Below are 26,485 nucleotides of genomic sequence, written 5' to 3' on the forward strand. Positions count from 1 at the left end.
AAGGCGCCTGACGTGGATCCTTTCCACGTCAGGCGCCACGCTCGCTCTCTAGAAGAAGCCGAGCTTCTTCGGCGAGTACGAGACCAGCAGATTCTTCGTCTGCTGGTAGTGGTCCAGCATCATCTTGTGGGTCTCCCGGCCGATGCCCGACTGCTTGTAGCCGCCGAACGCCGCGTGCGCCGGGTACGCGTGGTAGCAGTTCGTCCAGACTCGGCCCGCTTGGATCGCGCGGCCCGCGCGGTAGGCCGTGTTGGCGTCGCGGGTCCAGACGCCCGCGCCGAGGCCGTAGAGCGTGTCGTTCGCCGTGCGGATCGCGTCGTCGAAGTCCGTGAACGAGGTGACCGCGACGACCGGGCCGAAGATCTCCTCCTGGAAGATCCGCATCCGGTTGTCGCCCTCGAAGATCGTCGGCTGGACGTAGTAGCCGCCCGCCAGCTCGCCGTCGTACTCGATCCGCTGACCGCCCGTCAGGATCTTCGCGCCCTCCTGCTGCCCGATGTCCAGGTACGAAAGGATCTTCTGGAGCTGGTCGTTGGAGGCCTGGGCGCCGATCATCGTCTCCGTGTCCAGCGGGTGGCCCGGCGCGATCCGTTCCGTGCGGGCGACCGCCGCCTCCAGGAACTCGCTGTAGTGGCCCCGCTGGATCAGGGCGCGCGAGGGGCACGTGCACACCTCGCCCTGGTTGAGGGCGAACATCGTGAAGCCCTCCAACGCCTTGTCGCGGAAGTCGTCGTCCGCCGCCCACACGTCGTCGAAGAAGATGTTCGGCGACTTGCCGCCCAGCTCCAGCGTCACCGGTTTGATGTTCTCGGAGGCGTACTGCATGATCAGCCGGCCTGTCGTCGTCTCTCCCGTGAAGGCGACCTTCGCGACGCGCGGCGAGGAGGCGAGCGGCTTGCCCGCCTCGACCCCGAAGCCGTTCACGATGTTGATCACGCCCGGCGGCAGCAGATCGGCGATCAGGCCCATCCAGAAGTGCACCGACGCCGGGGTCTGCTCGGCCGGCTTCAGGACCACCGCGTTGCCCGCCGCGAGCGCGGGAGCCAGCTTCCAGACCGCCATCAGGATCGGGAAGTTCCACGGGATGATCTGCGCGACCACCCCGAGCGGCTCGTGGAAGTGGTACGCGACGGTGTCGTCGTCGATCTCGCTCAGCGCGCCCTCCTGGCCGCGCAACACCCCCGCGAAGTAGCGGAAGTGGTCGATCGCCAGCGGGATGTCGGCGGCCAGCGTCTCACGGACCGGCTTGCCGTTCTCCCAGCTCTCCGCGACCGCCAGCTCCTCCAGATGCGCCTCCATCCGGTCGGCGATCCGCAGGAGGACGTTCGACCGCTCGGTCGGCGCCGTACGGCCCCACGCCGGAGCCGCGGCATGGGCCGCGTCCAGGGCGCGCTCCACGTCCTCCGCGGTGCCGCGGGCGATCTCGGTGAAGGGACGGCCGTCGACCGGGCTCGGGTTCTCGAAGTACCGACCCCGGGCCGGAGCCACGTACTCACCACCGATCCAGTGATCGTAGCGGGCCTGGTACGACATGATCGCGCCCTCGGTACCGGGTGCGGCGTAACGGGTCATGGACATGGCCTCCCTCGGACCGCGCCGACCGTCCCTGGCCGGCGCTCACCGCCGAGTGTGCGGAGCCGGACGTTGCAACCCCGTTGCGCCCGCCGACAGTTCGGCGTCCAGCGCCCGCAGTCGCGCCAGCACCGGCGGCCTGCCAGAAGCCGGAACCGCCTCCGACAGCGCGCGCCACATCTCCACGTCGTCCTCGCCCCACGCGCTGTACGTCCAGTCGGCGAGCAGCGCCGGATCGCGCCGGTCCACAAGCCCCGCCCGCAGCCGGTCCGCGAGCCGCTCCCGCAGCCGTACGACCCCGGGGGCGCGCGACGCGGGCAGCAGCGGACCCGCGTAGTCGGCGAGCGCGGCCGACAGCGCCCCCGAGCCGAGGCGCCGGTCCACCGTGGCGAAGTCCGCGTCCACCGCCCCCGCCAGCCGGTACGGGCGCGAGCGCAGCAGCTCCCGGCCGAGCAGCCCGCGCAGCCGCGACAACTCGGCCCTCAGTGTGACGGGGGTGACCGACTCGTCCTCGTACAGCAGCGTCATGAGCTCGTCCCCGCTCACCCCCTCGGGGCGATGGACCAGGACGACCAGGATCTCGCTGTGCCGGCGGCTGAGCCGCAGCCGGCGGCCGGCCACGGTCAGCACCGCCTCGTCCCGGCCGAGCGCGGCGAGGCGGACCCGGTCCGCGGCCGGCGCGGGCGCCAGCAGGGCCAGCTGGGACTCCGCCGCCCGCGCCACGGCCTGTACGAACGCCAGACTGTGCGGATGCGCCAGCCGGTCCCCGCCGGTGATGTCCACCGCGCCGAGCAGCCGCCCGGTGTGCGGATCGTGTACGGGGGCGGCGGCACAGGTCCACGCCTGCACCGGCCGCTGGAAGTGCTCGGCGCTGAACACCTGGACCGGGCGGTCCACGGCGATCGCGGTCCCGGGTGCGTTCGTCCCGGCCACCGACTCCGACCAGCGTGCCCCGGCGACGAAGTTCATCTCCCGCGCCCGCCGCAGGGTTCCCGGATGGCCCTCCACCCACAGCATGCGGCCCGCCGCGTCGCAGACGGCCAGGAGATGTTCGCCGTCCGTCGCGTAGGTGCCCATCAGCTCACGGATCACCGGCATCGCGGCGGACAGGGGATGCTCCTCGCGATGCCCGGCCAGCTCGTCGTCGGCCAGCTCGACACGGGCCGCACCGTCCGGGCTGACCCGGGCCCGCGCCGACCGCCGCCACGACTCCGCGACCAGCGGCCGCACCGGCGGGAGCTCCACCTGACCGCCGCTCGTGAACACCTCGTGCGCCCGCCGCAGCGCTCCGGTGTTCGGCTCCGTCGCCACCCACGCATCGCTCAACTCGGCCTCCACCTCACGGTCCCACGGCGGTCGCTTCCCCGGCCGCCGGTCCCACGGCGGTCGCCTTCCCGGCCGTGCCGGTCCACGGCGGTCGCTTCCCCGGCTGCCGTCCCCACGGCGGTCGCCTTCCGGCCGCGCCGGTCTGCGGCGGTGGTCGTACCGTCGCCGGTCCCGCCTCGTCGTCCGTCCCGGCCGCCCCGCCGTCCTTCGTGGTCATCGTCGTGCGCGGGGAGGTCGCCGACAAGCGCCTGGACGCCCCGGCATGCGCGCGCTGTCCGGACACCGCCCCTGTGGCCGCGCGCAGGCCTCACGTAGAGTAGGGCTCGGGCCGTGACTGGCGCTTGAGGTGGATCACCACCGGGGAGCGGCCCCGCGGACACCGCGCACCCGCGCGGAACCGACGCTGCCGTGCGCCTGGGCGATCACCCTGTCATCGACGACGCCCAGGAGTGGCCATGTCCACCAGCACCGCTTCCCTCATGGACGGCACCGCGCTCGCCCGGCGCACGGTCGAGGAGACCGCCGCCCGTGCAGCCGAGATCACCCGCCGCACCGGCGTCACGCCCTGCCTCGCCACGGTGCTCGTCGGCGAGGACCCCGCCTCCGTCACGTACGTGAAGATGAAGCAGAACCGCTGCGCGAAGGCCGGAATCCGCTCCCAGCACGTCGAGCTGCCCGCCGGGACGACGACCGAGGAGCTCGTCGCCGCGATCACCGCGCTCTCCCAGGACCCCGAGGTCCACGGGATCCTGCTCCAGCACCCGGTGGGCCCGCACATCGACGAGCGCGCGGCCTTCGAGGCGATCGCGCCCGAGAAGGACGTCGACGGCGTCACCATGGCCTCCTTCGCCGCCATGGGCTTCGGGCTGCCCGGCTTCGTCTCCTGTACGCCCGGCGGCATCATGCGGCTGCTCGACGCGTACGACGTCGAGCTGAGCGGCAAGCGGGCCGTCGTCGTCGGCCGCTCCGCGATCCTCGGCAAGCCCGCCGGCCTGCTGCTGCTCGGCCGCGACGCCACCGTCACGTACTGCCACTCGCGCACCACCGAGCTCTCCTCGATCGTCCGCGAGGCCGACATCCTCGTGGCCGCCGTGGGCAAGCCCCGCTTCATCAAGGGCGAGGACATCAAGCCCGGCGCGGTCGTCGTCGACGCGGGCTACAACCCCGGCAACATCGGCGACGTCGACTTCGAGACCGCCGCCGAGCGCGCCTCCCTCATCACCCCCGTACCGGGCGGAGTCGGCCCCATGACGATCGCCGTACTCCTCGCGCAGACCGTCGAAGGCGCGGAGCGCCAGCTCGGCTTGTAGCACACCGAGCGGCGGTGAACGGCCCGTACAGGCACGGGAAGTGTCACAGTTCTGTACGGGCCGTGCTTCAACTCGACGGCATACCCGGTGTGTCGGACCTTCCCGGGCGACCCTGAGCACCATGTCCCCGTTCCTCGGTGAGCTGTCGTCGCCCCTTCGGTACCTCTTCGTGCCACTGCTGCTCCTGGTCGCGGCCGTCATGTTGACGTCCCGTCACGGAGGCGAGAGCCGGCTGTCCCAGAACTCCGGGACCTCGCAGAAGGGCGGGCCCGCGGCGCAGGGCGGGCCCGCGGCGCAGGGCGGGTCCGCCGCGTCGCGCGGGCAGACCGGATCGGACGAGGCGACCGTCGACGTCGCGCCGGCCGCGGGTGAACGGCTCGTACCGCAGGGCGGCACGACCAGCACCCCCGCCACCGTCGCGTACCAGCGGCTCAGGGCGGGGGAGTGCTTCGACATCGACCGTGCCGCTCCCGGCACCGTCGTACGGCGCGGCTGCGACCGGCCCCACGACGCCCAACTCGTCGCCGTGCTCCGGCTCGCCGGGGACCTCGGCAGCGACCGGGAGATACGGGACGCGGCCGCGGCCCTGTGCCGTGAGCCGCTGCGCCGCAAGGCCGCCGGGCAGCCGCCCGGCACGCGCTGGACCACGTTCGTGCAGTACCCGTACCGCTCCGGCTACCTCCTCGGCTCCGACACCGTGGCCTGCAGCCTCGCGGCGTACAACGGCACCGGCGCCACCGCGCCCGGGAGGCTGACCGCGCCCCTGCTGTGATCCCCGACCGTCACAGCTCCTCCTCCCGCGCCGACAGGCACGCCAGCGCGGCGGCGGGGTCCTGGTCCGCGGAACCGGCGGGAACCCACTGGCCGCCCTCCTTGCGGAAGGGCCACCAGCGGCCGTCCTCTCCGCAGCGCAGCTGCGCCTCCGCGCCGACCACCGTCCAGCGCGCGGCCCCGGCCTGCCGCAGCACAGGCCGGTCGTCGTCCTCCCAGGCCTCCGCGAGTACCGCCTTCGCCCGGGCCAGCGCCTCGGGCCCCGGCGTCCACTCCTCCTCCAGTACGGAGAGGGCGGCAGCGCCCCCGAACCGCCACGCGCGCGTGGCCGCGTCCAGCTCCGCCCGACGCCGACCGGACCCCTCCGCGAGACGGGCCACGACCCACGAGGGCGCAGACCCCGCGGCCAGCCGCACCGTGTCCTGATGAAGCGTCAGGGGCGGTTCTGTCCCGACGCGTTCGCGACCGGGCGCGCTGAGCGCCTCGGCCAGCAACCGGTGGGCCCGGGCGGCCGCGTCCGCACCGAGGAACTCCAGCGCCGCCGGATCGATCCCCGGCTCCGGCACCGTCTCGGTGTCCAGCGACGGCGGCTCGCCGGGCGCCGGGGCAAGCACCGGAGGGGGCGGCAGCGGGGGCAGGATGTCGCGCGCGGCGAACGCCTCCTCGGCCGGCACACCACCCACCGGCACGGCCTTCTCGGCGGCGGACTCCTCCGTGGCCGCCCGGGCGGCGCTGCGCTTCTCCAGAGCCTCCAGGAGGGCCCGCTCACCACGCCCGCGCATCAGCAGCAGCACGAACGGATCCTCGTCGAGCAGCCGCGCCACCTGATAGCAGAGCGCCGTCGTGTGCGGGCAGTGGTCCCAGGCCTCGCAGCCGCACTCGGGGTCCAGATCGCCGATGCCCGGCAGCAGTTCGAGCCCGGCCGCCGCCGCGTCCTCCACCAGGTGGGGCGGCATCTCACGGTCGAGCAGGGCCGCGATGTGCCCCGCGCTCTCCACCGCCAGGTCGATCAGCCGGTCCCAGTCGGCCTCCGACAGCTCCTGCAGGAGCACGTCGCTGCGGTACGAGGAGCCGTCACGGTCCTTGACCACCGCCGTGATCCGGCCGGGCCGCACTGACACCGCGCCCACCGCGCCCGCCCTCGCCTGGCGCCTACCCCGCTTCAGCTGCTCGCCCTCGAGCGCCGTGTCCTCCAGGGCCTTCAGCCAGGCCCGCCCCCACCAGGTCCGTGCGAAGGCCGAGCCGCGGGCGGGCGGCAGCGCCGCGAAGGTCCGCTCGTCGTCGTGTCCGTGTGCGTATCCGCTCATCGCCCGTCATCCCCGTTCCTGTCGCCGGTGCCGGTGCGAGCGCCCCCGGATCTGTCTCTGTCCCCGTCTCCACGCAGCCGGACCAGATCCGCCAGCTCGGCATCCGTCAGTTCGGTCAGCGCCGCCTCGCCCGCGCCGAGCACGGAGTCGGCCAGCGCCCGCTTGCGCAGCAGCATCTCGGCGATCCGGTCCTCGATCGTGCCCTCGGCGATCAGCCGGTGGACCTGCACGGGCTGGGTCTGCCCGATCCGGTACGCACGGTCGGTGGCCTGGGCCTCCACGGCCGGGTTCCACCAGCGGTCGAAGTGCACGACGTGCCCGGCCCGGGTGAGGTTGAGCCCCGTGCCCGCCGCCTTCAGCGACAGCAGGAAGACCGGTACCTCCCCGGCCTGGAACCGCGCGACCATCGCCTCGCGCTCGGCCACCGGGGTGCCCCCGTGCAGGAACTGCGTCCGCACGCCCCGTGCCGCCAGATGACGTTCCAGCAGCCGCGCCATCTGCACGTACTGCGTGAAGACGAGCACGCTCGCGTCCTCGGCGAGAATCGTGTCCAGGAGTTCGTCGAGCAGCTCCAGCTTGCCGGAACGGCCGTCGATCCGCGGCCGCTCCTCCTTCAGATACTGGGCGGGGTGGTTGCAGATCTGTTTGAGCCCGGTCAGCAGCTTCATCACCAGCCCGCGCCGCTCCATGCCGTCCGCCTCGGCGATCGCCGCGAGGGTCTCGCGCACCACCGCCTCGTAGAGACCCGCCTGCTCCTTGGTCAGGGAGACGGCCCGGTCGGTCTCGGTCTTCGGCGGCAGTTCGGGCGCGATGCCCGGGTCGGACTTGCGGCGGCGCAGCAGGAAGGGGCGGACCAGCGAGGCCAGGCGTTCGGCCGCGGCCGGATCCTCGCCACCCTCGACGGCGGATGCGTAGCGGGACCGGAAGGTGCCGAGCCGGCCGAGGAGGCCCGGTGTCGTCCAGTCGAGGATGGCCCACAGCTCGGAGAGGTTGTTCTCGACCGGGGTGCCGGAGAGCGCGACGCGCGCCTTGGCCCCGATGGTACGGAGCTGCCCGGCGGTGGCCGAGTACGGGTTCTTGACGTGCTGGGCCTCGTCCGCGACGACCATTCCCCAGGTCCGGGCGGCGAGCTGGTCGGTGTCCAGGCGCATCGTGCCGTACGTCGTGAGGACGAACTCGCCTTCGGCCAGGTTCTCCAGGCTGCGCGTCGGACCGTGGAACCGGCGTACGGGTGTGCCGGGTGCGAACCTCTCGATCTCCCTCTGCCAGTTGCCCATCAGTGAGGTCGGACAGACCACGAGGGTGGGCCCGGCCGTCGACGGCTCGCTCTGCCGGTGCAGATGGAGCGCGATGAGGGTGATGGTCTTGCCCAGACCCATGTCGTCGGCGAGACAGCCGCCGAGGCCGAGCGAGGTCATCCGGTGCAGCCAGTTGAGGCCGCGCAGCTGGTAGTCGCGGAGCGTCGCGGCGAGTGCGGTGGGCTGGGGCACCTCCTGGGGGCCGCCCTCCGGTTCGTCGAGGCGGGCACGCAACTGCTCCAGCCAGCCGGTCGCCCGGACCTCCACCTGTCGGCCGTCGACCTCGGTGGTCCCGGTGAGTACGGCGCCGAGTGCGTCGACGGGGGTGACCTTGCGGTCCTGGGCGGCGCGGGCACGGCGCACCTCCGCCGGGTCGACGAGGACCCACTGGTCGCGCAGCCGGACGAGCGGGCGTCCGGCCTCGGCGAGCTGGTCGAGTTCGGCGCGGGTGAGTTGCTGCTCACCGATGGCGAAACGCCAGTTGAAGGCGAGCAGGGCGTCGGCGTTGAGGAAGGACGGCAGTGCGGAGGAGCGCCGGCCGAGCGAACCGATGCCCGTGTCGGTGTCGGCGTCGGTGCTGGTGCCGGTGCTCATGCTCGTGCTGGTGTCCGTGCCGGTACTGGTGCTGGTGTCGTCGCCGTCCGGCGGGCCGATCACCGCGCGGGCGGTGAGCCGGTGGGCCAGGTCGCGCGGCCAGTGGATCCGGACGCCCGTCGCGGTGAGCGATCGGGCCGCCTGGCCGAGCAGGTCGGTGACCTCGTCGTCGGCCAGTTCGACCGCGTCCGGGACGGCCGCCGAGAGCAGCGGCGTCAGTGGTGCCCAGGCACGGGCGGCGCGGCGCAGCGCGAGGAGGGCGTCCATGCGGGCCCGGGGTCCGAACGCCGCCCCTGCCGCGCCCGATCCGGCCCAGACCTCCGCCGCGTCCGCCACGAGTGTCGGGTCGGCGACGCTGTGGATCTGGAGCACGGCCCGGAAGCCGGGCGCCTCCCGTTCGCTCAGCCCGGGCAGCTCCAGGCGCAACGACAGCCGTACGCCCGCGTCATGGCCGGCCGCCACGTCCGCCGCCCAGGCCCGCTGTGCGGGCAGCTCCTGCGGCTCCTCGGCCGCGAAGGCCGGTCCGCCCGCGGCGAGCGGGGCGGCCGGGGTACGGGGGAGGCCGTCGACGACCGCGTCCACGAAGGCACGCAACAGGCCCTCGGGTTCGGGGAGGTACAGCGGCTCGTCTCCTGACGGAGGGCCGTCCGCCGGCAGCGGGCCGTCCACAGGTGGCTCGCCGACCCCGAGCAGCGGTACGGCGTGGGCGGTCGGCGGCATCGAGGCGGCGAGCGCCCGGAGTTCGGCCAGCTCCTCGGGGCCCAGGGGTCCGGCCCGCCACGCGTCCCGGTCGGTGGCCGTCAGGCCGGGCAGCAGCAGCCCCCGGGCCGCCAGATGCAGGGCGACGAGGGAGGCGGCGCCCCAGAACGCGGCCGCGGGCGAAGCCGAGTCGGAGAACCGGGCGCGAGTGAGGAGCGGCAGGGCGTCCCGTACGGGGAGCAGCACGGCCGGAACCGTCCGCGGACGCACGTCGTCGGCGACCACGGTCAGCCGGTCGTCCATCGGCGGAAGGTCGTCGGCGGGAGGGGCCCCGTCGGGGGACCAGAAGGCGATGCGGCCGGCCCGGGGCGGGTCGGCGGGCAGGAAGACGGCGGAGCAGCGGGCGAGTTCATCGAGTCTTCTGGACGACGACAACGCATTCCTCAAATTTGACTACTGGGGCCGAGCGGCCGAGGGTACAGGAACCGTCCGGACGCCCGTGAGCGGAATCGCCGTGACCTGCCTCACGTCCCGTACCTCCGCGCGCACGCGTGGCGGGAGAGCCCCCGGGCCCTACGCCCCCCGAGCCCTACGCCGCCCGACCCCTACGCCGCCCGACCAGCCACGACCCCCGACCCGCTACGACCCCTACGCCCCCTAGGGGTCGGGCCAGCCCCACCCCCGCCCCCAAGGCATCCCCCTGGGGCCTCGGGGGGTGACGCCATGGCTGCGGAGGATGACCGATCCGTACGTTCGAGGGAGTCCGGGCGGCCCGCGCCCGGGTCACCGCCCACGGACACCGGAGACCTCCATGCCCCAGGCCACCGCAACGCTCACGGCGCCCGATCGGAGCGCCGCGACCCGGCGCGGCGGCGGCAGCGAGTTCGCACCGCTCCTGCGCGCCGTCAAGGAGCAGGGCCTCCTGGAGCGCAGGGCCGGCTGGTACGCGCGCGGCATGGCGGTCAACTTCCTGGGACTGGCCGCCGTCGTCACGGGCCTCCTCCTGTTCGGCCCCTCCTGGTGGGCACTCCTGCTCGCCGTCCCGCTCGCCCTGCTCTCCGCCCGCGTCGCCTTCGTCGGCCACGACGCCGGACACGCCCAGATCAGCGCGGACCGGCGGCGGAACCGGATGATCCAGCTCGTCCACGCCAACCTGCTGCTCGGCATGAGCCAGGAGTGGTGGAACGACAAGCACAACCGCCACCACGCGAACCCCAACCACCTCGACAAGGACCCGGACGTCGTCGCCGACATCCTCGTGTTCGCGCAGCACCAGACCACCGGCCGCGCCGGCTTCCGCGGCTGGCTCACACGCCACCAGGCCTGGCTCTTCTTCCCGCTGACCACCCTGGAGGGCATCGCGCTGAAGGTGTACGGCTTCCAGGCCCTGTTCTCCGGGGACGGGCCCTTCCGGTCCCGGCGCGAGCGGCTCGTCGAAGGCGCCCTCCTCCTCGCCCATGTCGTCGGTTACGTGACGCTGCTGCTGTCGACGCTCACCGTCGGTCAGGCCCTCGTCTTCGCCCTGATCCACCAGATGCTCCTCGGGCTGCACCTGGGCATGGCCTTCGCCCCCAACCACAAGGGCATGGAGATGCCCGACGCCCACCCGGACGGCGACACCTGGGGGCATCTGCGCCGCCAGGTCCTCACGTCGCGCAACATCCGCGGCGGCCTCCTGACCGACTGGTTCCTCGGCGGGCTGAACTACCAGATCGAGCACCACCTCTTCCCGAGCATGCCGCGGCCGCATCTTCGACTCGCCCAGCCCGCCGTGCGTGCGCACTGCCGTACGGTGGGTATCCCGTACACAGAGACCGGTTTCGTCGAGTCCTACCGACAGGCGCTCGGACATCTGCACGAGGTCGGGGAGCCGCTGCGCTCGGCAGCGTGACAAGGAGGCGTCGGACATGACGACACGGACGAAGATCGTGATCGGGGGAGTGGCCGTCGGCCTCCTCCTGTGGCCCCTCATCGGGTTCTGGTTCTCCTTGCTGATCGTGCTCGGAGTCCCGGCCGTGGCATACCTGGCCCTGGACCCGAGCCAGCGGCGCCGGCTGCGGCGGATCTCCCGCAAGGAGCTCCGCTGACCGCCGACCGTCGAGGGGAGATCCACGACGGTCGGCGGGCCGCTTTGACCCTCCGGCCTGCGGCCCCCTGCCCTACGGAGTCCTCAGCGCGCAGGAGTTGACCAGGTCACCGCCCGCCGGCCGTGCGATCGTACGGTCCGCGGGCGGAGCCGTACCCTCCTCGACCCACTCGCGCAGCGCCGCGAACGCCGAGCGGTAGCAGGGCAGGACGGGCCGCAGCCGGTCCGGGTAGGTGTCGTACAGACCGTCGGTGTGGGTGCCGTCCTCGACCGTGTAGTACCGGTGCTTCCCGGACCGGCCCCGCGCGTCGATCATCCCGGCGTACACGTCGGAGTCGGTCGCGATCGGCAGCAGCGTGTCCAGATCGCCGTGCAGGGTGATGAGCGGCTTGCCGATGCGCCCGGTCAGCGCGACCCTGGCGACCGCCCGGCGTACGGAGGCGGGGCGGGAGGCGTAGTCGTACGAGGCGTCGGAGGCGCACGGGGCGAGGATCTGCTCGATCGTGGTACCGGCCGTCGTGCCGGGGCACGCGGGGTCGTACGTCGGGTCGAACTCGGCCCGGAAGATCTTCTGCGTCAGGCCCCAGTACGCCTGCTCGTGGTAAGGCCACAGGAAGCGCGAGCCGGGGGCGAAACCGGCGTCGATCAGGTCCTCGTCGGAGGCCTGCCCGAGGCTGCGGGCGACGGTGACCGGCAGACTCGTGAGGAGGTTGGGCCCGCGGGTCGTCCAGAGGACGCCTTCCCAGTCGACCCCGCCGTCGTACAGCTCGGGGTGGTTCTCCAGCTGCCAGCGGGTCAGGTAGCCGGCGTTGGAGATGCCCGTCATGTACGTGTGCCGGGGCGCCCGGCCGTAGTGCTGCCGCACGGTCTTCCTGGCGGCCTTCGTCAGCTCGGTCACCCGCCGGTTCCACTCGGCGACCGCGTCGCCGGGCTTACGTCCGTCGGTGAAGAAGTCCGGCCCGGTGTTGCCCTTGTCGGTGGCGGCGTAGGCGAAGCCCTGGGCCAGGACGTGGTCGGAGATGAGGGCGTCGGTGGAGTACTGGCGCCGGGTGCCGGGCGCGCCGGTGACGACCAGACCGCCGTTCCAGTTCTCGGGGAGCCGGATCACGAACTGGGCGTCGTGGGCCCAGCCGTGCGTGGCGTTGAGACGGGAGTCGTCGGGGAAGTAGCCGTCGATCTGGACGCCGGGAACGCCGGAGGGATTCCGGGTCCCCTTCGCCGCGAGCCCGGCCTGGTCGGCCCAATCGGTGTACGGGGTGCCCGCGAGACCCGCGGTCGTCAGGTCGGCGAGGCACGCCGTCTCCTGGTACTCGGCGCCCGATACATGGATCCGGTGCGCGCTCGCGCAGCCGGGCGGCCGGGGACCGGGCTCGGCCCCGGCCGGAACGGCGGGACCGACGAGGGTCAGGCCGGTGAGGCCGGTCAGGAGCGCGGCGAGCAGCGGAACGCCTCGGAACAGGCGCGTGGACGGCATGGACGGCCTCCGGTGGGACGACGGGAAGGGGGTGCGCCGCCACATCGTGGGGTCGCCGCCTTCCGTACGGCCATGGTTCCGCGCCACACCTCGGGCCTTGGGCCCATGTGGGATCAGGTGGGGCGGACCGCGATCGCGTCCAGGGCCTCCAGGAGGGCCGGCAGCTTGGGGCCGCGGGCCACGGGGAGGACTTCGCGCGGCTCGTCGTCCAGCAGGACGAAGGCCATGTCGTCGGTCCGCGCGACCAGGGACCAGCCGGGGCCGTCGGCCCGGAGCATCCGCGCCTCACCGGTCGCGAAACTGGACCGCACCCGGCCCACCGGCGGGGCGTCCTCCAGATAGCCGCGCAGCTCGGCGAGGGCGCGGCGGACACCGTCGTAGGGGTCGGGCGACGCATCGGAGGCCTCCGCGCCCGTACGAGCTCCCTCGGCGCCCGTGCGAGCTCCCTGGACCTCTGCGGCCTCCGCGCCCGCGCCGGCGCCCTGGACCTCTGCGGCCTCCGCGTTCTCGGTGCCGGTGCCGGTGCCGGTGCCGGTGGGTGTGGGCCCGTCCTCGTCCATCTGCGCCCGCCAGGCCGCCCACTGGAGCGCCACCTCGTCGGCGCCGAGCCTGCGCTGCGGCGCGCCCCAGCCGTCGCCGTCCGGCGGGGACAGCGGGGCGCGGTCGCCCTCCTCGGGCTCCGGGTCGTGCGGGGCCGGCAGGCCGGGCGCGGCCGTGGCCACGGCGAGAGGCCAGCCGGGGAGAGCCGCCACGACGGAACGCTCGTCGGGGGAGAGGTCGTACTCCATCCCGCAGTCCCAGGAGGCGATGGCCACGGCGACCAGGGACACGTCGTCGACGATCACGGTCCACCGGGCGCCCTCGCCGTCCTGGCCGAGGACCAGTCCGTACCCCTCGGCGTACGGTTCGAGCCCCATCGCCGCGCATGCGGCCGGGTAGTCGTCGCCCAGCACGCTCGGAAACTGCGCGGGCGTGAGCAGCACGGCGGTCAGCACATACAGCGCGTCGTCGTCGGCGGTAGCCACAGCAGCCTCCCCATCTGGTCGTCGGCGCACCATAACCAGTGGGTAACCCGCGCGTCGAGAGTCTCCGGCAGGAATCTGGCACGGCCGGTTCCGTACGGATCAGACGGGCGGCAGTCCGAGCAGCGAGCGCGCCACGGTCTCGGGAGACTCGTCGCGCTCACGGGCGAGGGCGATCACCGCCCGGCAGGCGAGTTCGTTGATCCCGAAGGAGAGGGCCTCGGGGGACACCCAGGTGACGGCCTCGTCGATCCGGTCCTGGTCGTCCTCCACGCAGCCCGTGACGTACGTCGCCGCGGCCTCGAAGATGTTGTGCTGCCGTCGCACCGGGGCGGGCTTGCGGGGTGCGTCCGGTGCGCGTCGCGCGGCCGGCAGGAGGGCGTTGAAGATCGCTCGCACACGGGCCATGGCCTGCCGCCTTCCCCGGACACGGCTGCCCGGCACCTCCACGGTAGACAGGGAAGTGCCGGGAAAGAAGGGTGCGTCGGGCGTCTCCCCACGCGGTCGACACCCCCGTCCGGACGCACCGCCCGGACGCAGCGTCCGGGTGTGCGCCCCTCCGCGCCCTCATGCCCGACGGCGCCAGGCCCTCACCGGTCCTCGCGTACGGCGAGTACGAGATAACGGTCGTCCTCGTCCACGTAACTGACCATCCGCCACCCAGAACCGGAAAGAAGCGGACGCACGTTGGGCTCGGCGCGCAGGTCTTCCTCGGTGATCTGCCGTCCGTGGCGGGCGGCGAGGGCGACCCTGCCGATGGGATGGAAGAGGGCGAGCCCACCGCCGGGGCGCACGACCCGGGCCAGTTCGCGCAGGTCGGCGGCCGGGTCCGCCAGATGGGAGATGAGTCCCGCGCCGAACACGGCGTCGAGCGCCCCGTCACGCAGCGGCAGCCGGGCGACGTCGGTGAGGACCAGGGCCGCGGCCTTGTCACGCCCGGCCCGCACCGCCTCGCCGAGCATCTCGGGGGTCAGGTCCGCGCCGATCACGGTCCCCGTCGGTCCCACGGCGGAGCGGAGCGCGGGCAGCGCCCTGCCCGTCCCGCACCCCGCGTCGAGCACGGCGGCGCCGGGGCGCAGGCCGAGATCGGCGACCGCGGCGGCGTACGCGGGACCGTCGTCCGGGAAGCGGGAGTCCCAGCCGGCGGCGCGGGGACCGAAGAACTCCTGGACACGAGTGGGATCATCGCTCATGTGTGCATGATGCCTCAGCCTCAGGGGTGAACGCCCTGTGTGCACGTTCGAGCGCGGCTCGATCGTTCTGGAACATCTCTGCGTCATATTCCATCAGCTTTCGAAATGCGCCCCTGATGCGCCCCCTTGTGCGGTCTAGCGTCCCTGAGTCATGGGACACCTGGACCACGCCGCCTTCGGCTGGCTGACACCTGTGCTGTCGTACGCGATGGCCTGCATAGGCGCCGCGCTCGGGCTGCGCTGCACCGTACGAGCGCTCGACGCGACCGGCCGATCGCGACGCAACTGGCTGCTCACCGCCGCGTCCGCCATCGGCACCGGAATCTGGACGATGCACTTCGTCGCGATGCTCGGCTTCGGTGTCACCGGGACCGACGTCCGCTTCGACGTTCCGCTGACCATCCTCAGCCTGCTCATCGCCATAGCCGTCGTCGGAGTCGGTGTCTTCGCGGTCGGCCACGGCGGCGACCGGGGCCGCTCGCTGCTGATCGGCGGCCTGACGACCGGCATCGGCGTCGCGAGCATGCACTACATGGGGATGGCCGCCCTGCGCCTGCACGGGCGGGTGACGTACGACCCGGTGCTCGTCGCGCTGTCCGTCGGCATCGCCGTCGTCGCCGCGACGGCCGCACTGTGGGCCGCACTCAACATCCACGCGCCGACCGCCGTCGCGCTCGCCTCGCTCGTCATGGGAGCGGCCGTCACCAGCATGCACTACACGGGCATGTTCGCCGTCGAGGTCGAGGTGGTCCCCTCCACGGCGGGGCTCCCCGGCGTGACCGCCATGCAGTTCATCTTCCCCCTCGCCGTCGGCCTCGGCTCCTACCTCTTCATCACCTCCGCCTTCGTCGCCCTCTCCCCGACAGCCAAAGAGCGCGCCGCGTACGCCTCGGCCGAACGGCTCACGGAACCGGACGAGCGCGCGGTCGACGTGGCGCCCCCCGGCTTCCGCACCCAGAGCCCCGAAGGCGACCCGGGCGAGGGGACGACCCACACCAGGACAGGCCACGGCCCGCCCTCCTACGCCTACCCGGCGGGCCCGGTGGACACAGGTCCCGCCCGCAGCTGAAGCCCGACCTCCTGTCCCAGGGCCCGACGCGCGGGCCGGCGCGGGGCACGCACATCGCACCAGGACAGACGCAGCCGGAACGAGGAGGCCATGCGAACTCCCCGCAAGACCCAGGACGCCGGGACGACAGCGCCGCCGCAGGCGGCGCGCGGACGGCGCGCGCATGCAGGGCCGCCCGCAGACGAGCCGCCCGAGCACGCCCCCGAAGCCCCGCCAGGCGCGACCGAACGGCCGCGGCCTTCGGTACCGTCCGCGCCCTCCGCACCGTCCGCCCCGCTCGGGCGTCGCGGACTGCGTCCCCGTACCGTCCGCGCCAAGATCGTCTCGCTGCTGATGGTCCCCGTCGTCTCCCTGCTGGCCCTGTGGGGATTCGCCACCGTCACCACCGCCCAGGACATCGCCCGGCTGCGCCAGCTCCAACGGGTCGACGCGGACATCCGCGAACCCGTCGCCGCCGCCGTCGCCGCGCTCCAGGCCGAACGCCGCGCCGCCGTACGCCAGGTCTCCTCGCCCGGCACCGGGCGCGCCGCCGAGCTCAAGGACCAGACGCGGCGGACCGACGCCGCCGTCGCCCGGCTCCGTCTCGACGACGAGCACACGATCGGCGACAGGGGAGACCTCCCCCGTGAAGTCGCCGACCGGATCGGCCGGTTCGTCGAGAGCGCCGAAGGTCTTGGCCGCCTGCGCACCGCCGCGGCGAACGGCGGCGCCGACTGGGACGAGGTGTACACGCAGTACACCGCCACGATCACCGCCGCCTTCGCCGTCGGCGGAGCCCTGACCGGCATCCAGGACGCCGAGATCGGCGCCGACGCGCGCGTGCTCCTCGAATTCGGCCGCGCAGGCGAGATGCTCGCCCGTGAGGACGCCCTGCTCGGCTCCGCCCACCTCGGCGGAGAGCTGAGCACGGAGCGGCTCCGGCAGTTCACCGGAGCGGTCGAGACCCGCCGCGCGCTCGTCGAGTCCGCCACCGCAGACCTGCGCGGACCCGAGCGCGCCGCCTGGCAGGAACTCGCCGACCAGCGCGGCTACCAGCAGCTCACCACCGCCGAGGACCGGATCGGAGCCGCCGCCCCGGGGAAGAAGGCCCTCCAGGCCGTGCCCGCCGCCACCTGGGACGACGCCATGGCCGTCGTACGGAACGGGCTGACGAACATCGAGACCGACGCCCGCCGCGCCGCGGCCGACCGCGCGGATCCCTTCGGCGGAGGCGTCTTCACCGCCGGTGGCGCCGCCGTACTGCTCGGCCTCGCCGCCGTCGCCGCCTCCCTCGTGATCTCCGTACGCATCGGCCGCGCCCTGGTCATCGAGCTGATCAGCCTCCGCAACACCGCCCTCGGGATCGCCCGGCGCAAGCTGCCCGCGGCCATGCTGCGGCTGCGGGCCGGAGAGGAGATCGACGTACGGGCCGAGGCTCCGCCGGGCCCCGCCCCGCAGGACGAGATCGGCCAGGTCGGAGAGGCGCTCACCACCGTCCACCGGGCCGCGCTCTCCGCCGCCGTGGAACGCGCCGAGCTCGCGAGCGGCATCTCCGGCGTCTTCGTCAACCTCGCCCGCCGTAGCCAGGTCCTGGTCCACCGTCAGCTCAACCTGCTCGACAGCATGGAGCGCCGCGCCGACGACCCCGGCGAACTCGGGGATCTGTTCCGGCTCGACCACCTCACCACGCGGATGCGGCGCCACGCCGAGAGCCTGATCATCCTCTCCGGCGCCGCCCCCGGCCGTGCCTGGCGGATGCCCGTACCGCTGACCAACGTCGTACGGGCCGCCGTCTCCGAGATCGAGGACTACGCGCGCGTGGAGATGCGCCAGCTCCCCGAGACGTCCGTCATCGGCGGCGCCGTCGCCGACCTCACCCACCTGCTGGCCGAACTCATCGAGAACGCGGCACAGTTCTCCCCGCCCCACACCAAGGTGCGGATCAGCGGCGAGCCCGTCGGCAACGGCTACGCCCTGGAGATCGAGGACCGGGGTCTCGGCATGGGCAAGGAGACCCTCGCCGAGGCCAACACGAGGATCGCGCAGTCCGAGGCCCTCGACCTGTTCGACAGCGACCGCCTCGGACTCTTCGTGGTCAGCCGGCTCTCCTCCCGGCACGACATCAAGGTCCATCTGCGGACCTCGCCCTACGGCGGCACCACGGCGGTCGTCCTGCTCCCCACCGACGTGCTGCAGGGCGCGCTGCCACCCGGCAGGAGCGCGGCGCACGGGCGGACGTCCGAGGCGACGCGCGGGGACGGCCCGCAGGGACACGCGCCGCACCGGGAGCGTCCGGGCGCAGAGGAGGCGCCCTACCCGCGACACCGTGCGCAGCAGTCCGGCCCCATGGCCTCCGTGCCTTCCCAGTCCCCGGCCCCGTCCCTGCCACCGTCCCGGTCCCACTCCCCGGCCTCGTCCCACTCCCCGTCCCAGGCCTCCCCCCACTCCCAGTCCACGTCCCCGTCGCCCACCGGGCCGCAGTCACTGCCACGCCCGCCCCGCATCCCCGCCCTCGCAGGGCAGCCGGAGCCGCCGGACCACGGTCCCGCCTCCCCCGAGCAGCCGCCGGCCGGAGTCACCACGCTGCGCCGGCGCGGCCAGTCGGCAACGCCGCCGCAGGCACCGTCCGCCGCCCCCGCCCCCACGGGCTCCGGCCCGACGGACTCCGCCCCCACGGACTCAGCCCCCACGGGCTCCGGCCCGGCGGGAGCGCCCGGCGACGACTCCGGCGACCTGCCCCGGCGTGTGCGCCAGGCCAGCCTCGTACCGCAGCTGCGCGAGGCACCGCCCGCCGACCTTCCGCCCACCCCTGCCGTGCAGGGCGCGGAGGAACGCACCCCCGAACAGGTCAGGGACCGGATGACCGCCTACCGCGACGGCTGGGCGCGGGGCGGCGGCGCGGCACCCGGCACCCGACGGCCCCTCGGAACCGGCTCCGGCCGTGACTTCGGCAACGACCCAGACCACGGCCGCGACTTCGGCCGCGACTTCGGCAGTGAAGGAGACCACGCATGATCGACCACGAGAGGATGTCCCACCACCGCTCCGGTGAACTCGACTGGCTCCTCGACGATCTCGTCCTGAGGGTCCGCGAAGTCCGGCACACGGTCGTGCTGTCCAACGACGGACTCGCCGTCGGCTCCTCCAGCGGCCTCAGCCGCGAGGACGCCGAACATTTGGCGGCCATCGCCTCCGGTTTCAACAGCCTCGCCAAGGGCGCGGGCCGCCAGTTCCACACCGGAGGCGTACGCCAGACGATGGTGGAGATGGACGACGGATTCCTCTTCGTCGCCGCCGCCGGTGACGGATCCTGCCTCGCCGTCCTCAGCTCCGTCCACGCCGACATCGGCCTGATCGCCTACGAGATGGCCCGCCTCGTGAAGCGGGTCGGCGAACACCTCCACACCCCGCCGCGGCTCACCACGACCCCGCCGGCCGCCGGCTGACCGGAGACACCCCATGAACCAGGACAGCCCCGGCGACGGCCAGGCCGCGCCGGGCAGTCGGTGGTACGACGCGGACGCCGGGCCGCTCGTCCGGCCGTACGCCATGACCGGCGGCCGTACGAAGCCGGGGCCCAGCAACGTACGGTTCGACCTCATCGCACTCGTCGTCGTCGACGACGACCCGCCCGGCCGGGCCGAGGAGTCGCTCCTCGGCCCGGAACACCGGGCGCTGCTCACCCTGTGCCGGGCGGAGACGCAGTCGGTGGCCGAACTCGCCGCCGACGCCGATCTGCCTGTCGGGGTCGTCCGGGTCCTTCTCGGAGACCTCCTCGAAGCGGGCTTCGTCAAGGTCAGCCGACCCGTACCGCCCGCGCAGCTGCCCGACGAACGGATCCTGAGGGAAGTCATCGATGGCCTACGAGCGCTCTGAGAGCACGAGTGCGGGCGGTGGCGTGGACACCACGGCCCTCGCACTGAAGATCCTTGTCGCCGGTGGATTCGGCGTCGGCAAGACCACCCTGGTCGGCGCGGTCAGCGAGATCCGGCCCCTGCGCACGGAGGAACAGCTCAGCCGGGCGGGGGAGTCGGTGGACGACACCGGAGGCGTCGACCAGAAGACGACCACGACCGTCGCCATGGACTTCGGCCGGATCACCATCCGCTCCGGGCTCTCCCTCTACCTCTTCGGTACGCCGGGGCAGGACAGGTTCTGGTTTCTCTGGGACGAACTCTCCCAAGGGGCGCTCGGGGCCGTCGTCCTCGCCGACACCCGACGTCTGGAGGACTGCTTCCCCGCGGTCGACTACTTCGAGCACCGCAAGATCCCCTTCGTCGTGGCGGTCAACTGCTTCGCGGGCGCACGCAACTACGGAGCGCACGAGGTCTCGCGTGCGCTGGACCTCGACCGTGGAACCCCGGTGGTGCTGTGCGACGCGCGGGACCGGGATTCGGGCAAGGAAGTGCTGATCAGACTGGTCGAGTACGCGGGGAGGATGCACACGGCGCGGCTGCTCGACTCGGTCGGGTGAGAGCGGTCAGTCGGCGACGCCGGCCTCGGCGCTCACCTTCTCGATCCTTACGCGTACGAGGAGTTCGCCCGGCACCCCGTTGCACACGCCGAACTCCTCGGCGCGCTCCTCGCCCATGTAGCGGCCACCGATGCGGGCGGCCCAGCGGCGCAGTTCCGCCGGGTCCTCGCTGATCTCGGCGCGGCCCCGGAACGTGACGAAGGCGAACGGCGGCCGGTCGTCGTCCACGCAGAGTGCCACGCGCCCGTCGCGGGCCAGGTTGCGGCCCTTCACGGTGTCCTTGCCGGTGTTGAAGACGATGTCGTCGCCGTCGAGCACGAACCAGACCGGCACCACGTGCGGAGTGCCGTCGTCGCGGACCGTCGCGAGCTTCCCGGTGCGGGTTCCCTCGGACACGAAGGCCCGCCACTGTTCCTCGGTCATCTTTGGCATGCCCCCATGGTGCGACACCGCGGACACCCGTAGCACCCCGGCGCACCCGCCGGCTCCGGCACATCCGCCCGCCGCTGGCACACCCGACAGCTTCGGCACGGACGGCAGCTTCGGCACGGGCGGCACACGAGGCGCCGAGGGGTGCTTGCTCTGTCCACGACAGTGCGTAAGGCTTGCCGCGACACGCGGACCGCGGGGACTTCGGGTCGACGGGGACGCCACACACAGGGGGAAGGACCGACGCATGGCGCTGGACAAGGAACTGGACTGGATCCTGGACGACTTGACCCGGAGGGTCGAGTACATACGGCACGCGCTGGTGCTGTCCAACGACGGGTTGGTCACGGGAGCGAGCAGCGGTCTGGAGCGGGAGGACGCCGAGCACCTGGCCGCCGTCTCCTCCGGCCTGCACAGCTTGGCACGCGGCTCCGGCAGGCACTTCCAGGCCGGGCGCGCGCGGCAGACGATGGTCGAGTTCGACGAGGCGCTGCTCTTCGTCACGGCGGCGGGCGAGGGCAGCTGCCTGTGCGTGCTGAGTGGCGCGGACGCCGACGTCGGCCAGGTGGCGTACGAGATGACGCTGCTGGTCAACCGGGTGGGCGAGCACCTCGGGGTGGCGGCGCGGCAGCCGGGCATCGCCGGTCTCTGAGTTTTCCACAGGCCGAGCGGGCAGGGGCCGCTTCGGAGTACGGTCGTCACCGAGAGTAATCGTCGCTCACGGGGGAGACCGTCATGACAGGAGAAGAAGGCGCTCGCGTCGCGCTGGCACCGACGCGGGCAGCGCAGGAACTGGAGCTGCGGCGGGACGAGTTCCAGCTCGCCGTGCAGCTGGGCCTGGTGAGGACGGTGCCGGGCACCGCGCCCGGCACGTCCCGGGCCTCGGGCGCCGCACCAGGGGTCCCGGCCGCCGCACCGGGAGTCTCGAGCGCCGTACCGGGAGTTCCGGGCGTCGCACCGGGAGTTCCGGGCGCGCGAGGTGTACGGCGCCGGGTGGAGTGGGCTGAGATCGACCGGCTCAGAGCCGCGCCGGACTTTCCGGACGGACTGCGCGACCGGGTCCGTACGGTCGGTACGACGGAGGCCGCCGAGCTGCTCTCCGTGCCGCCGGACCGCTTCACCAGGCTGGCCAGGACGGGTCACTTCAGCCCGGTGCGGTTCTATCTCAACCGGTACCGCGCGGTGGTCTGGCTCTATCTCGCCGGTGAACTGGGCGAGTTCGCCCTGACCCGGCCCGCGCTGCTGACCGGCCGGCTGCCGCAGGAGGTCAGGGAGCGCCTGGGCGAGGGCGAGGACCGGCGGCCGCGCAACTGGCGGGCCCGCCGTCTCGGGCTGCTGCTCCGGTCGACCGAGGATCCGTGGGTGCGGGCGGCGGCCATCGCCTCGCTCCTTGACCCCGTCCAGCTGGCCGAGGTCGTCGACGACCCGTACGAGCGCACCCATCTCGACCGGCTGCGCCCCGAACCGCCCTCCGGATGGCCGCAGTCGCCGGCCGCGCGCGAGATCGCGGACCGGCTGACGGTGGTGGACGACCCCGACGAGATCCTCTGGCACCGCATGAGCCTGGCCCTGGCCCTCGAGGAGGCCCGAGTGGACCGGCCCGCCCCGCGTCCGGCCGCCGTGTCCTGGGCCGCCGGCGGACCAGGCGTTGCTGGCCTACCTGGGGCGGCCGTGGCCCGTCCACCCCGCGCGGCGACGCTCGTCCGTCCACCCGTCCGTCGTACGCGCCGGGGACTCCTCGACCGCCTGAGGCGCCGAAAGGCGACGGCCGGAGGAGAGGGGGAGACGTTGGCCCGGCGCTAGGGAGGGCGTGGGGTCGCGGGGCGGTTGGTGTCGGCACGAGGCGGCGCGGGGTGGGACGGCGCGGCACAGGGCGGACGGCGCGGCACGGGGCGGACGGGATGGCAGGGGCGGGCGGGCCGGGCCCCGCATGCGCGTCGTCCGCCGGCGGCGCGGGCAGGGGGGCACCGGCCCCCGTACTCCCGAACCCGCACCCGACGTGCGGCTGCGGGCTTGTGCGGGGGAGGATGGGCGCATGCTCCTGGCACGACTCGCGGACGCGTCCCAGCAGGTCGCCGCCACCTCGGCCCGTTCCCGGAAGATCGCGGTCCTGGCGGACCTGTTCTCGGAGGCCGCGCCCGAGGAGAGCCCGCTCGTGATCGCCTACCTCTCCGGACGGCTTCCCCAGGGGCGCATCGGCGTGGGGTGGAGCGTGCTCAAGAACGTGATCCCGCCCGCCGTACCGCCCGCCGGCCACCCCGCCCTCACGCTCGCCGGCACCGATGCCGCCATGACCGAACTCGCCGCCGTCTCCGGCGCCGGGTCCCAGGCCGAACGCGCGCGGCTCGTCCACGGACTGATGGCCACCGCGACCTTGGCGGAGCAGGAGTTCCTGATCCGGTTGCTCTCCGGTGAGGTCCGTCAGGGGGCTCTCGACGCCATCGCCCTCGAAGGGGTCGCACGGGCCGCGACCGTGCCTTCCACGGAGCTCCGTCGCGCCGTGATGCTCGAAGGGTCACTGCCGCGCGTCGCCCAGGCGGTGCTCGCCGACGGGCCCGCCGCCCTGGGCGGCTTCGCGCTGCGGGTCGGCAGCCCCGTGCTGCCGATGCTCGCCCACACGGCGGCCTCGGTCGGCGAGGCCGTCGCGGGCCTCGGACCCTGCGCGGTCGAGGAGAAACTCGACGGCTTCCGGATCCAGGTCCACCGCAGTGGCGACGAGGTGAGGGTGTTCACCCGGTCGCTGGACGACATCACCGGGCGGCTGCCCGACGTCGTCGCCGCCGCCAGGGAGACGACGGCCGGCTCGTTCATCCTGGACGGTGAGGTCATCGCCCTCGACCCCGCCACCGGTCGGCCGCTGGCGTTCCAGGACATCGCCTCCCGGGTGGGATCCCGCGTCGACGTCGAGACCGCCAGCGCCGCGCTGCCCCTCTCACCCGTCTTCTTCGACGTGCTCGCCGTGGACGGCGAGGTCCTCATCGACCGGCCGGGCCGGGAACGCCACGCCGCCCTCGTCCGACTGCTCCCCGAGAACCGGAGGGTCCGCCGGTTCGTCGTCGACGATCCCGACGCGTCCGAACAGGTGGCGGCGGCCGAGCGGTTCTTCGACGACACCCTGTCCCGGGGCCACGAAGGAGTCCTGGTCAAGGCATTGGACGCGCTCTACGTGGCCGGCCGCCGCGGGCGCACCTGGCTCAAGGTCAAGCCGGTGCACACCCTCGACCTCGTCGTCCTCGCCGCGGAGTGGGGGCACGGCCGCCGCACCGGGCTGCTCTCCAACCTGCACCTCGGCGCCCGGGCCGCTGACGGGACGTTCGTGATGCTCGGCAAGACGTTCAAGGGCCTCACCGACGAAATGCTCCGCTGGCAGACCGAGAAGCTGGGCGAACTCGCCGTGGACGACGACGGGTTCACCGTGCGCGTCAGGCCCGAGTTCGTCGTCGAGATCGCCTACGACGGCCTCCAGCGCTCCACCCGCTACCCCGCCGGTGTCACGCTGCGCTTCGCCCGCGTCGTACGGCACCGGCCGGACAAGTCCGCCGCCGAGGCCGACACCGTCGAGCGGGTGGTCGGCGGAGCCTGACCCCCCTGCCTGACCCCGCTGTCGCGGCTCACCGATCGTCGCCGTTGGTGTACCGGCGGCGCACCCAGAGCGGAAGCACGTACCAGCAGAGCAGGTACCAGAGGACCAGCCCCGAAACGAGCCAGGGCACGTAGTCGTCGTGCGTCGCCACCCGCAGGACGAGCAGGAGCGCCGAGGTCAACGTGGCGAGCAGCAGCAGCAGCCCGAGGAACGTCAGCCGGGAGGCCCAGACGACGGCCTGGGGCTTGATCCGCCGACCCGCCACGATGCGGTGGAAGGACACCGGCCCTATCAGCGCGCCCGTCGCCGCCGCGCCGAGCGACACCGTGATGATGTAGATGGTCGTGTCGGTCGTCGACAGATCGGAGAAGCGGGGTGTGAAGACGACCGTCAGCAGGAAGCCGAACAGGATCTGTACGCCCGTCTGGGCGACCCTGATCTCCTGCATCAGTTCGCCCCAACGCCGGTCCGCCCGCTCGTCCGACGTCTCGCGGCGCCCGCGGGCCTGATCTCCGGCGTCCGGCTGGTCCTGTTGTGGTCTCGTGGACACGGAACCTCCTGTAGTCGTCCCTCTTGGCGAGTAACCGCGCGGAGCGGCTTCAATCCTGGCCGTGTGGGTACGCGCCGCTGGCGGACGGCCGGGGCGCCCCGGAACGTCGCGGGGCGCCCCGGAGAGAGGGATGCTGGAAGCGTGGCAGGACGACAGGACTCCAGGCAGCGAGGAGATGAGGGACCGTGTACGACGCGCACATCGACACCGATGTCACCGTGCAGCTGAGCGACTGTGACAGGGAGGACGCTCAGGCGGTCTTCGCAGTCCTCGACCATGCCTACAAGCTCGAGGACATGACCGCGCCCGGCCCGCGGGCGGCCACCGCGCCCGCCCCCACCGTCTGGATGGCCACCTTCGACACGGCCGGGGGCCGTCAGGAGGACGCCGGCACCGTGCAGCTGACCGGGAGGGTCGCAGCGCTGCTGACCGGCGGCTACCAGGCCGTGGAAGAGGTCGAGAGGACGCTCGCCGCCGCCTTCGAGGTGCAGTCCCAGGAGTCCGTATCGGGTGACCAGGAGACCGAGGCCCGGCTGCTGCTCGCTTCCCGCTGACCGGTCGGCCCTCGCCGGTCCCTTGACGCCCCGGACGGAGCGGACGGGCGCCGTCCGGGGCATACGTCTGCCCGCACTTGTCTGCCCCGCACCCCCTATGCATGGCGTGTATACACCATGTGTAGAGTGCTCCGCATGCCGCGACGCAACGCCCTGACCAGCCGCGTCGCCATTCGAAGCCATCTACGGGGAAAGCGGGTTGCAGCATGTTCCGAACCGGTACGGGGAAGCGCGGGGGATCGGCCGTCGCCCTTCTGGCGGCGGCCTCTCTCTTGCTCGCGCTCACCGGCTGCGGGGTCGATCCGATCACGCCGGGCGACGCCAGGGGCAAGGCCGCAGGCTCGGACGACAAGCCGGGCGCCGAGCGGGCGACCGGGGCCGGACCGGTGGACTGTGCCAAGGTGAAGTGCATAGCGCTGACCTTCGACGCCGGCCCCGGCAAGGACACGCCGCACCTCCTCGACGTGCTCAAGGAGAAGCAGGTCCCCGCCACGTTCTTCCTCCTGGGCAAGAAGCATGTCGATCGCTATCCCGAGGTCGTCAAGCGCATCGCCGACGAAGGTCACGAGGTCGCCAACCACACCTGGACCCACCGCATCCTGACCGACCTGGAGGCCGACGAGGTGCGCGAGGAACTGTCCCGCACCCAGGACGCGATAGAGAAGATCACCGGCAGCCGTCCCACTCTCATGCGTCCCCCGCAGGGGCGCACCGACGACATGGTCTCCGACGTGAGCCGCGACCTCGGTCTCGCGCAGGTCCTGTGGAGCGTGACGGCGAAGGACTACTCCACGACCGATTCGGCGCTGATACGGCAGAGGGTGCTCGACGGTGCGCAGGGTGACGGGATCATTCTGCTGCACGACATCTACGACGGGACCGTCCCCGCCGTGCCGGGCATCATCGACGAGCTGAAGAAGCGGGGCTTCACCTTCGTGACGGTCCCCCAGCTCCTGGCGCCAGGCAAGGCGGAACCGGGCGCTGTCTACCGTCCGTAATGTGAGACGCACGAACGGTGAAAATGGGGGTGAGGTGTCTCACATCGGGCAGCCCGAGCGCGGCGGAACTCGGTGTGAAGGTTTATCGTTCATCAATGTGTGACGGTGAAGGGGCCCGGTCCCCAGGTCCCCCCCTTGAGGTGACCGCTCTTCGTCGTCGCGGCAATCGGCCCCGGCTGGAATCCCCCGTCCAGCCG

General features: G+C 72.9%; 24 protein-coding genes and 1 riboswitch. Of the genes, 14 read left to right on the forward strand and 10 right to left on the reverse strand.

Translation table 11 applies throughout. The features are described from left to right. Positions 1 to 48: 48 nt before the first annotated feature. Positions 49 to 1,572, reverse strand: coding sequence for an aldehyde dehydrogenase family protein (locus tag M5362_RS01895; RefSeq protein ID WP_260225453.1), 1,524 nt, complete (start codon positions 1,570 to 1,572; stop codon positions 49 to 51). Positions 1,573 to 1,617: 45 nt separating this feature from the next. After that, positions 1,618 to 2,898, reverse strand: a complete 1,281-nt coding sequence (locus tag M5362_RS01900) for a GAF domain-containing protein (RefSeq protein ID WP_260225454.1) — start codon at positions 2,896 to 2,898, stop codon at positions 1,618 to 1,620. 320 nt (positions 2,899 to 3,218) lie between these two features. Beyond that, positions 3,219 to 3,325: riboswitch (ZMP/ZTP riboswitch) on the forward strand. Between the two features lie 28 nt (positions 3,326 to 3,353). On the opposite strand from M5362_RS01900, the gene M5362_RS01905 reads away from it, so the two are divergent. Beyond that, the gene (locus M5362_RS01905; RefSeq protein WP_260225455.1) at positions 3,354 to 4,208 is read left to right on the forward strand and encodes a bifunctional 5,10-methylenetetrahydrofolate dehydrogenase/5,10-methenyltetrahydrofolate cyclohydrolase; all 855 of its coding nucleotides are present in this window, start codon (positions 3,354 to 3,356) and stop codon (positions 4,206 to 4,208) included. 121 nt (positions 4,209 to 4,329) lie between these two features. Beyond that, positions 4,330 to 4,980: a hypothetical protein gene (locus M5362_RS01910; RefSeq protein WP_260225456.1), complete on the forward strand. Its 651-nt coding sequence runs from the start codon at positions 4,330 to 4,332 to the stop codon at positions 4,978 to 4,980. A gap of 10 nt (positions 4,981 to 4,990) precedes the next feature. Here the strand turns inward: M5362_RS01910 and M5362_RS01915 are convergent, their stop codons facing one another. Next, complete coding sequence (locus M5362_RS01915; RefSeq protein ID WP_260225457.1) at positions 4,991 to 6,286, reverse strand: SWF or SNF family helicase; 1,296 nt, start codon at positions 6,284 to 6,286, stop codon at positions 4,991 to 4,993. Continuing rightward, positions 6,283 to 9,312, reverse strand: coding sequence for a DEAD/DEAH box helicase (locus M5362_RS01920; protein ID WP_260225458.1), 3,030 nt, complete (start codon positions 9,310 to 9,312; stop codon positions 6,283 to 6,285). Before M5362_RS01920 ends, M5362_RS01915 begins: the two co-directional genes overlap by 4 nt. Before the next feature lie 376 nt (positions 9,313 to 9,688). Here M5362_RS01920 and M5362_RS01925 point away from each other — a divergent pair, with 376 nt between their 5' ends. Then, on the forward strand, positions 9,689 to 10,768 hold the full coding sequence (locus tag M5362_RS01925; RefSeq protein ID WP_260225460.1) for an acyl-CoA desaturase: 1,080 nt from the start codon (positions 9,689 to 9,691) through the stop codon (positions 10,766 to 10,768). 16 nt (positions 10,769 to 10,784) lie between these two features. After that, on the forward strand, positions 10,785 to 10,964 hold the full coding sequence (locus tag M5362_RS01930; protein ID WP_260225461.1) for a hypothetical protein: 180 nt from the start codon (positions 10,785 to 10,787) through the stop codon (positions 10,962 to 10,964). Between the two features lie 72 nt (positions 10,965 to 11,036). Here the strand turns inward: M5362_RS01930 and M5362_RS01935 are convergent, their stop codons facing one another. From M5362_RS01935 to M5362_RS01950, 4 genes are all read right to left on the reverse strand, one after another. Beyond that, on the reverse strand, positions 11,037 to 12,437 hold the full coding sequence (locus M5362_RS01935) for a tannase/feruloyl esterase family alpha/beta hydrolase (RefSeq protein WP_260225462.1): 1,401 nt from the start codon (positions 12,435 to 12,437) through the stop codon (positions 11,037 to 11,039). Positions 12,438 to 12,550: 113 nt separating this feature from the next. Next, positions 12,551 to 13,495 (reverse strand): hypothetical protein, encoded by a 945-nt coding sequence (locus M5362_RS01940; RefSeq protein WP_260225463.1) that lies wholly within the window; start codon positions 13,493 to 13,495, stop codon positions 12,551 to 12,553. Between the two features lie 66 nt (positions 13,496 to 13,561). Then, a complete protein-coding gene (locus M5362_RS01945) occupies positions 13,562 to 13,867 on the reverse strand; it encodes a hypothetical protein (RefSeq protein ID WP_260225464.1) in 306 nt (101 codons plus the stop codon). Between the two features lie 182 nt (positions 13,868 to 14,049). After that, positions 14,050 to 14,652 carry a class I SAM-dependent methyltransferase gene (locus tag M5362_RS01950; protein WP_260225465.1) on the reverse strand — a complete coding sequence of 201 codons (603 nt, stop codon included), beginning with the start codon at positions 14,650 to 14,652 and terminating at the stop codon, positions 14,050 to 14,052. 151 nt (positions 14,653 to 14,803) lie between these two features. Here M5362_RS01950 and M5362_RS01955 point away from each other — a divergent pair, with 151 nt between their 5' ends. The 5 genes from M5362_RS01955 to M5362_RS01975 all read left to right on the forward strand — a co-directional run bounded on the left by M5362_RS01955 (position 14,804) and on the right by M5362_RS01975 (position 20,174). Further along, the gene (locus tag M5362_RS01955; RefSeq protein ID WP_260225466.1) at positions 14,804 to 15,721 is read left to right on the forward strand and encodes an MHYT domain-containing protein; all 918 of its coding nucleotides are present in this window, start codon (positions 14,804 to 14,806) and stop codon (positions 15,719 to 15,721) included. Positions 15,722 to 15,811: 90 nt separating this feature from the next. Next, positions 15,812 to 18,715 carry a nitrate- and nitrite sensing domain-containing protein gene (locus tag M5362_RS01960; RefSeq protein ID WP_260225467.1) on the forward strand — a complete coding sequence of 968 codons (2,904 nt, stop codon included), beginning with the start codon at positions 15,812 to 15,814 and terminating at the stop codon, positions 18,713 to 18,715. Then, positions 18,712 to 19,146, forward strand: coding sequence for a roadblock/LC7 domain-containing protein (locus tag M5362_RS01965; protein WP_260225468.1), 435 nt, complete (start codon positions 18,712 to 18,714; stop codon positions 19,144 to 19,146). The genes M5362_RS01960 and M5362_RS01965 overlap by 4 nt, the downstream gene beginning before the upstream one ends. A 13-nt stretch (positions 19,147 to 19,159) precedes the next feature. Beyond that, entirely contained in the window at positions 19,160 to 19,576 is a 417-nt protein-coding gene (locus M5362_RS01970) for a DUF742 domain-containing protein (protein ID WP_260225469.1), read from the forward strand. After that, entirely contained in the window at positions 19,557 to 20,174 is a 618-nt protein-coding gene (locus M5362_RS01975; RefSeq protein WP_260225470.1) for an ATP/GTP-binding protein, read from the forward strand. The genes M5362_RS01970 and M5362_RS01975 overlap by 20 nt, the downstream gene beginning before the upstream one ends. A 6-nt stretch (positions 20,175 to 20,180) precedes the next feature. On the opposite strand, the gene M5362_RS01980 is transcribed toward M5362_RS01975, so the two are convergent. Continuing rightward, positions 20,181 to 20,606, reverse strand: coding sequence for a PPOX class F420-dependent oxidoreductase (locus tag M5362_RS01980; protein ID WP_260225471.1), 426 nt, complete (start codon positions 20,604 to 20,606; stop codon positions 20,181 to 20,183). A gap of 244 nt (positions 20,607 to 20,850) precedes the next feature. On the opposite strand from M5362_RS01980, the gene M5362_RS01985 reads away from it, so the two are divergent. The 3 genes from M5362_RS01985 (at position 20,851) to M5362_RS01995 (ending at position 24,186) form a co-directional block, all read left to right on the forward strand. Then, positions 20,851 to 21,255 carry a roadblock/LC7 domain-containing protein gene (locus M5362_RS01985; protein WP_260225472.1) on the forward strand — a complete coding sequence of 135 codons (405 nt, stop codon included), beginning with the start codon at positions 20,851 to 20,853 and terminating at the stop codon, positions 21,253 to 21,255. A gap of 83 nt (positions 21,256 to 21,338) precedes the next feature. Next, positions 21,339 to 22,406 carry a DUF6397 family protein gene (locus tag M5362_RS01990; protein ID WP_260225473.1) on the forward strand — a complete coding sequence of 356 codons (1,068 nt, stop codon included), beginning with the start codon at positions 21,339 to 21,341 and terminating at the stop codon, positions 22,404 to 22,406. Positions 22,407 to 22,638: 232 nt separating this feature from the next. Then, the gene (locus M5362_RS01995) at positions 22,639 to 24,186 is read left to right on the forward strand and encodes an ATP-dependent DNA ligase (protein ID WP_260225474.1); all 1,548 of its coding nucleotides are present in this window, start codon (positions 22,639 to 22,641) and stop codon (positions 24,184 to 24,186) included. 28 nt (positions 24,187 to 24,214) lie between these two features. Here M5362_RS01995 and M5362_RS02000 read toward each other — a convergent pair whose 3' ends face one another. Further along, positions 24,215 to 24,736, reverse strand: coding sequence for a DUF6328 family protein (locus M5362_RS02000; RefSeq protein WP_260225475.1), 522 nt, complete (start codon positions 24,734 to 24,736; stop codon positions 24,215 to 24,217). 185 nt (positions 24,737 to 24,921) lie between these two features. Here M5362_RS02000 and M5362_RS02005 point away from each other — a divergent pair, with 185 nt between their 5' ends. Both M5362_RS02005 and M5362_RS02010 read left to right on the forward strand, forming a co-directional pair. After that, positions 24,922 to 25,290: a hypothetical protein gene (locus M5362_RS02005; RefSeq protein WP_260225476.1), complete on the forward strand. Its 369-nt coding sequence runs from the start codon at positions 24,922 to 24,924 to the stop codon at positions 25,288 to 25,290. Positions 25,291 to 25,496: 206 nt separating this feature from the next. Next, positions 25,497 to 26,288, forward strand: a complete 792-nt coding sequence (locus M5362_RS02010; RefSeq protein WP_260225477.1) for a polysaccharide deacetylase family protein — start codon at positions 25,497 to 25,499, stop codon at positions 26,286 to 26,288. Positions 26,289 to 26,485: the final 197 nt, after the last annotated feature.

Source organism: Streptomyces sp. Je 1-79 (assembly GCF_025195125.1).
GTDB lineage: Bacteria > Actinomycetota > Actinomycetes > Streptomycetales > Streptomycetaceae > Streptomyces.

Coding starts and splice junctions, on each gene's coding strand:
- M5362_RS01970 (WP_260225469.1), top strand. CDS start 19,160: ATGAACCAGGACAGCCCCGGCGACGGCCAGGCCGCGCCGGGCAGTCGG.
- M5362_RS01990 (WP_260225473.1), top strand. CDS start 21,339: ATGACAGGAGAAGAAGGCGCTCGCGTCGCGCTGGCACCGACGCGGGCA.
- M5362_RS02010 (WP_260225477.1), top strand. CDS start 25,497: ATGTTCCGAACCGGTACGGGGAAGCGCGGGGGATCGGCCGTCGCCCTT.
- M5362_RS01975 (WP_260225470.1), top strand. CDS start 19,557: ATGGCCTACGAGCGCTCTGAGAGCACGAGTGCGGGCGGTGGCGTGGAC.
- M5362_RS01980 (WP_260225471.1), bottom strand. CDS start 20,606: ATGCCAAAGATGACCGAGGAACAGTGGCGGGCCTTCGTGTCCGAGGGA.
- M5362_RS01960 (WP_260225467.1), top strand. CDS start 15,812: ATGCGAACTCCCCGCAAGACCCAGGACGCCGGGACGACAGCGCCGCCG.
- M5362_RS01950 (WP_260225465.1), bottom strand. CDS start 14,652: ATGAGCGATGATCCCACTCGTGTCCAGGAGTTCTTCGGTCCCCGCGCC.
- M5362_RS01965 (WP_260225468.1), top strand. CDS start 18,712: ATGATCGACCACGAGAGGATGTCCCACCACCGCTCCGGTGAACTCGAC.
- M5362_RS01930 (WP_260225461.1), top strand. CDS start 10,785: ATGACGACACGGACGAAGATCGTGATCGGGGGAGTGGCCGTCGGCCTC.
- M5362_RS01955 (WP_260225466.1), top strand. CDS start 14,804: ATGGGACACCTGGACCACGCCGCCTTCGGCTGGCTGACACCTGTGCTG.
- M5362_RS01910 (WP_260225456.1), top strand. CDS start 4,330: ATGTCCCCGTTCCTCGGTGAGCTGTCGTCGCCCCTTCGGTACCTCTTC.
- M5362_RS01905 (WP_260225455.1), top strand. CDS start 3,354: ATGTCCACCAGCACCGCTTCCCTCATGGACGGCACCGCGCTCGCCCGG.
- M5362_RS01945 (WP_260225464.1), bottom strand. CDS start 13,867: ATGGCCCGTGTGCGAGCGATCTTCAACGCCCTCCTGCCGGCCGCGCGA.
- M5362_RS01895 (WP_260225453.1), bottom strand. CDS start 1,572: ATGACCCGTTACGCCGCACCCGGTACCGAGGGCGCGATCATGTCGTAC.
- M5362_RS01985 (WP_260225472.1), top strand. CDS start 20,851: ATGGCGCTGGACAAGGAACTGGACTGGATCCTGGACGACTTGACCCGG.
- M5362_RS01995 (WP_260225474.1), top strand. CDS start 22,639: ATGCTCCTGGCACGACTCGCGGACGCGTCCCAGCAGGTCGCCGCCACC.
- M5362_RS01935 (WP_260225462.1), bottom strand. CDS start 12,437: ATGCCGTCCACGCGCCTGTTCCGAGGCGTTCCGCTGCTCGCCGCGCTC.
- M5362_RS01915 (WP_260225457.1), bottom strand. CDS start 6,286: ATGAGCGGATACGCACACGGACACGACGACGAGCGGACCTTCGCGGCG.
- M5362_RS01925 (WP_260225460.1), top strand. CDS start 9,689: ATGCCCCAGGCCACCGCAACGCTCACGGCGCCCGATCGGAGCGCCGCG.
- M5362_RS01940 (WP_260225463.1), bottom strand. CDS start 13,495: ATGGTGCGCCGACGACCAGATGGGGAGGCTGCTGTGGCTACCGCCGAC.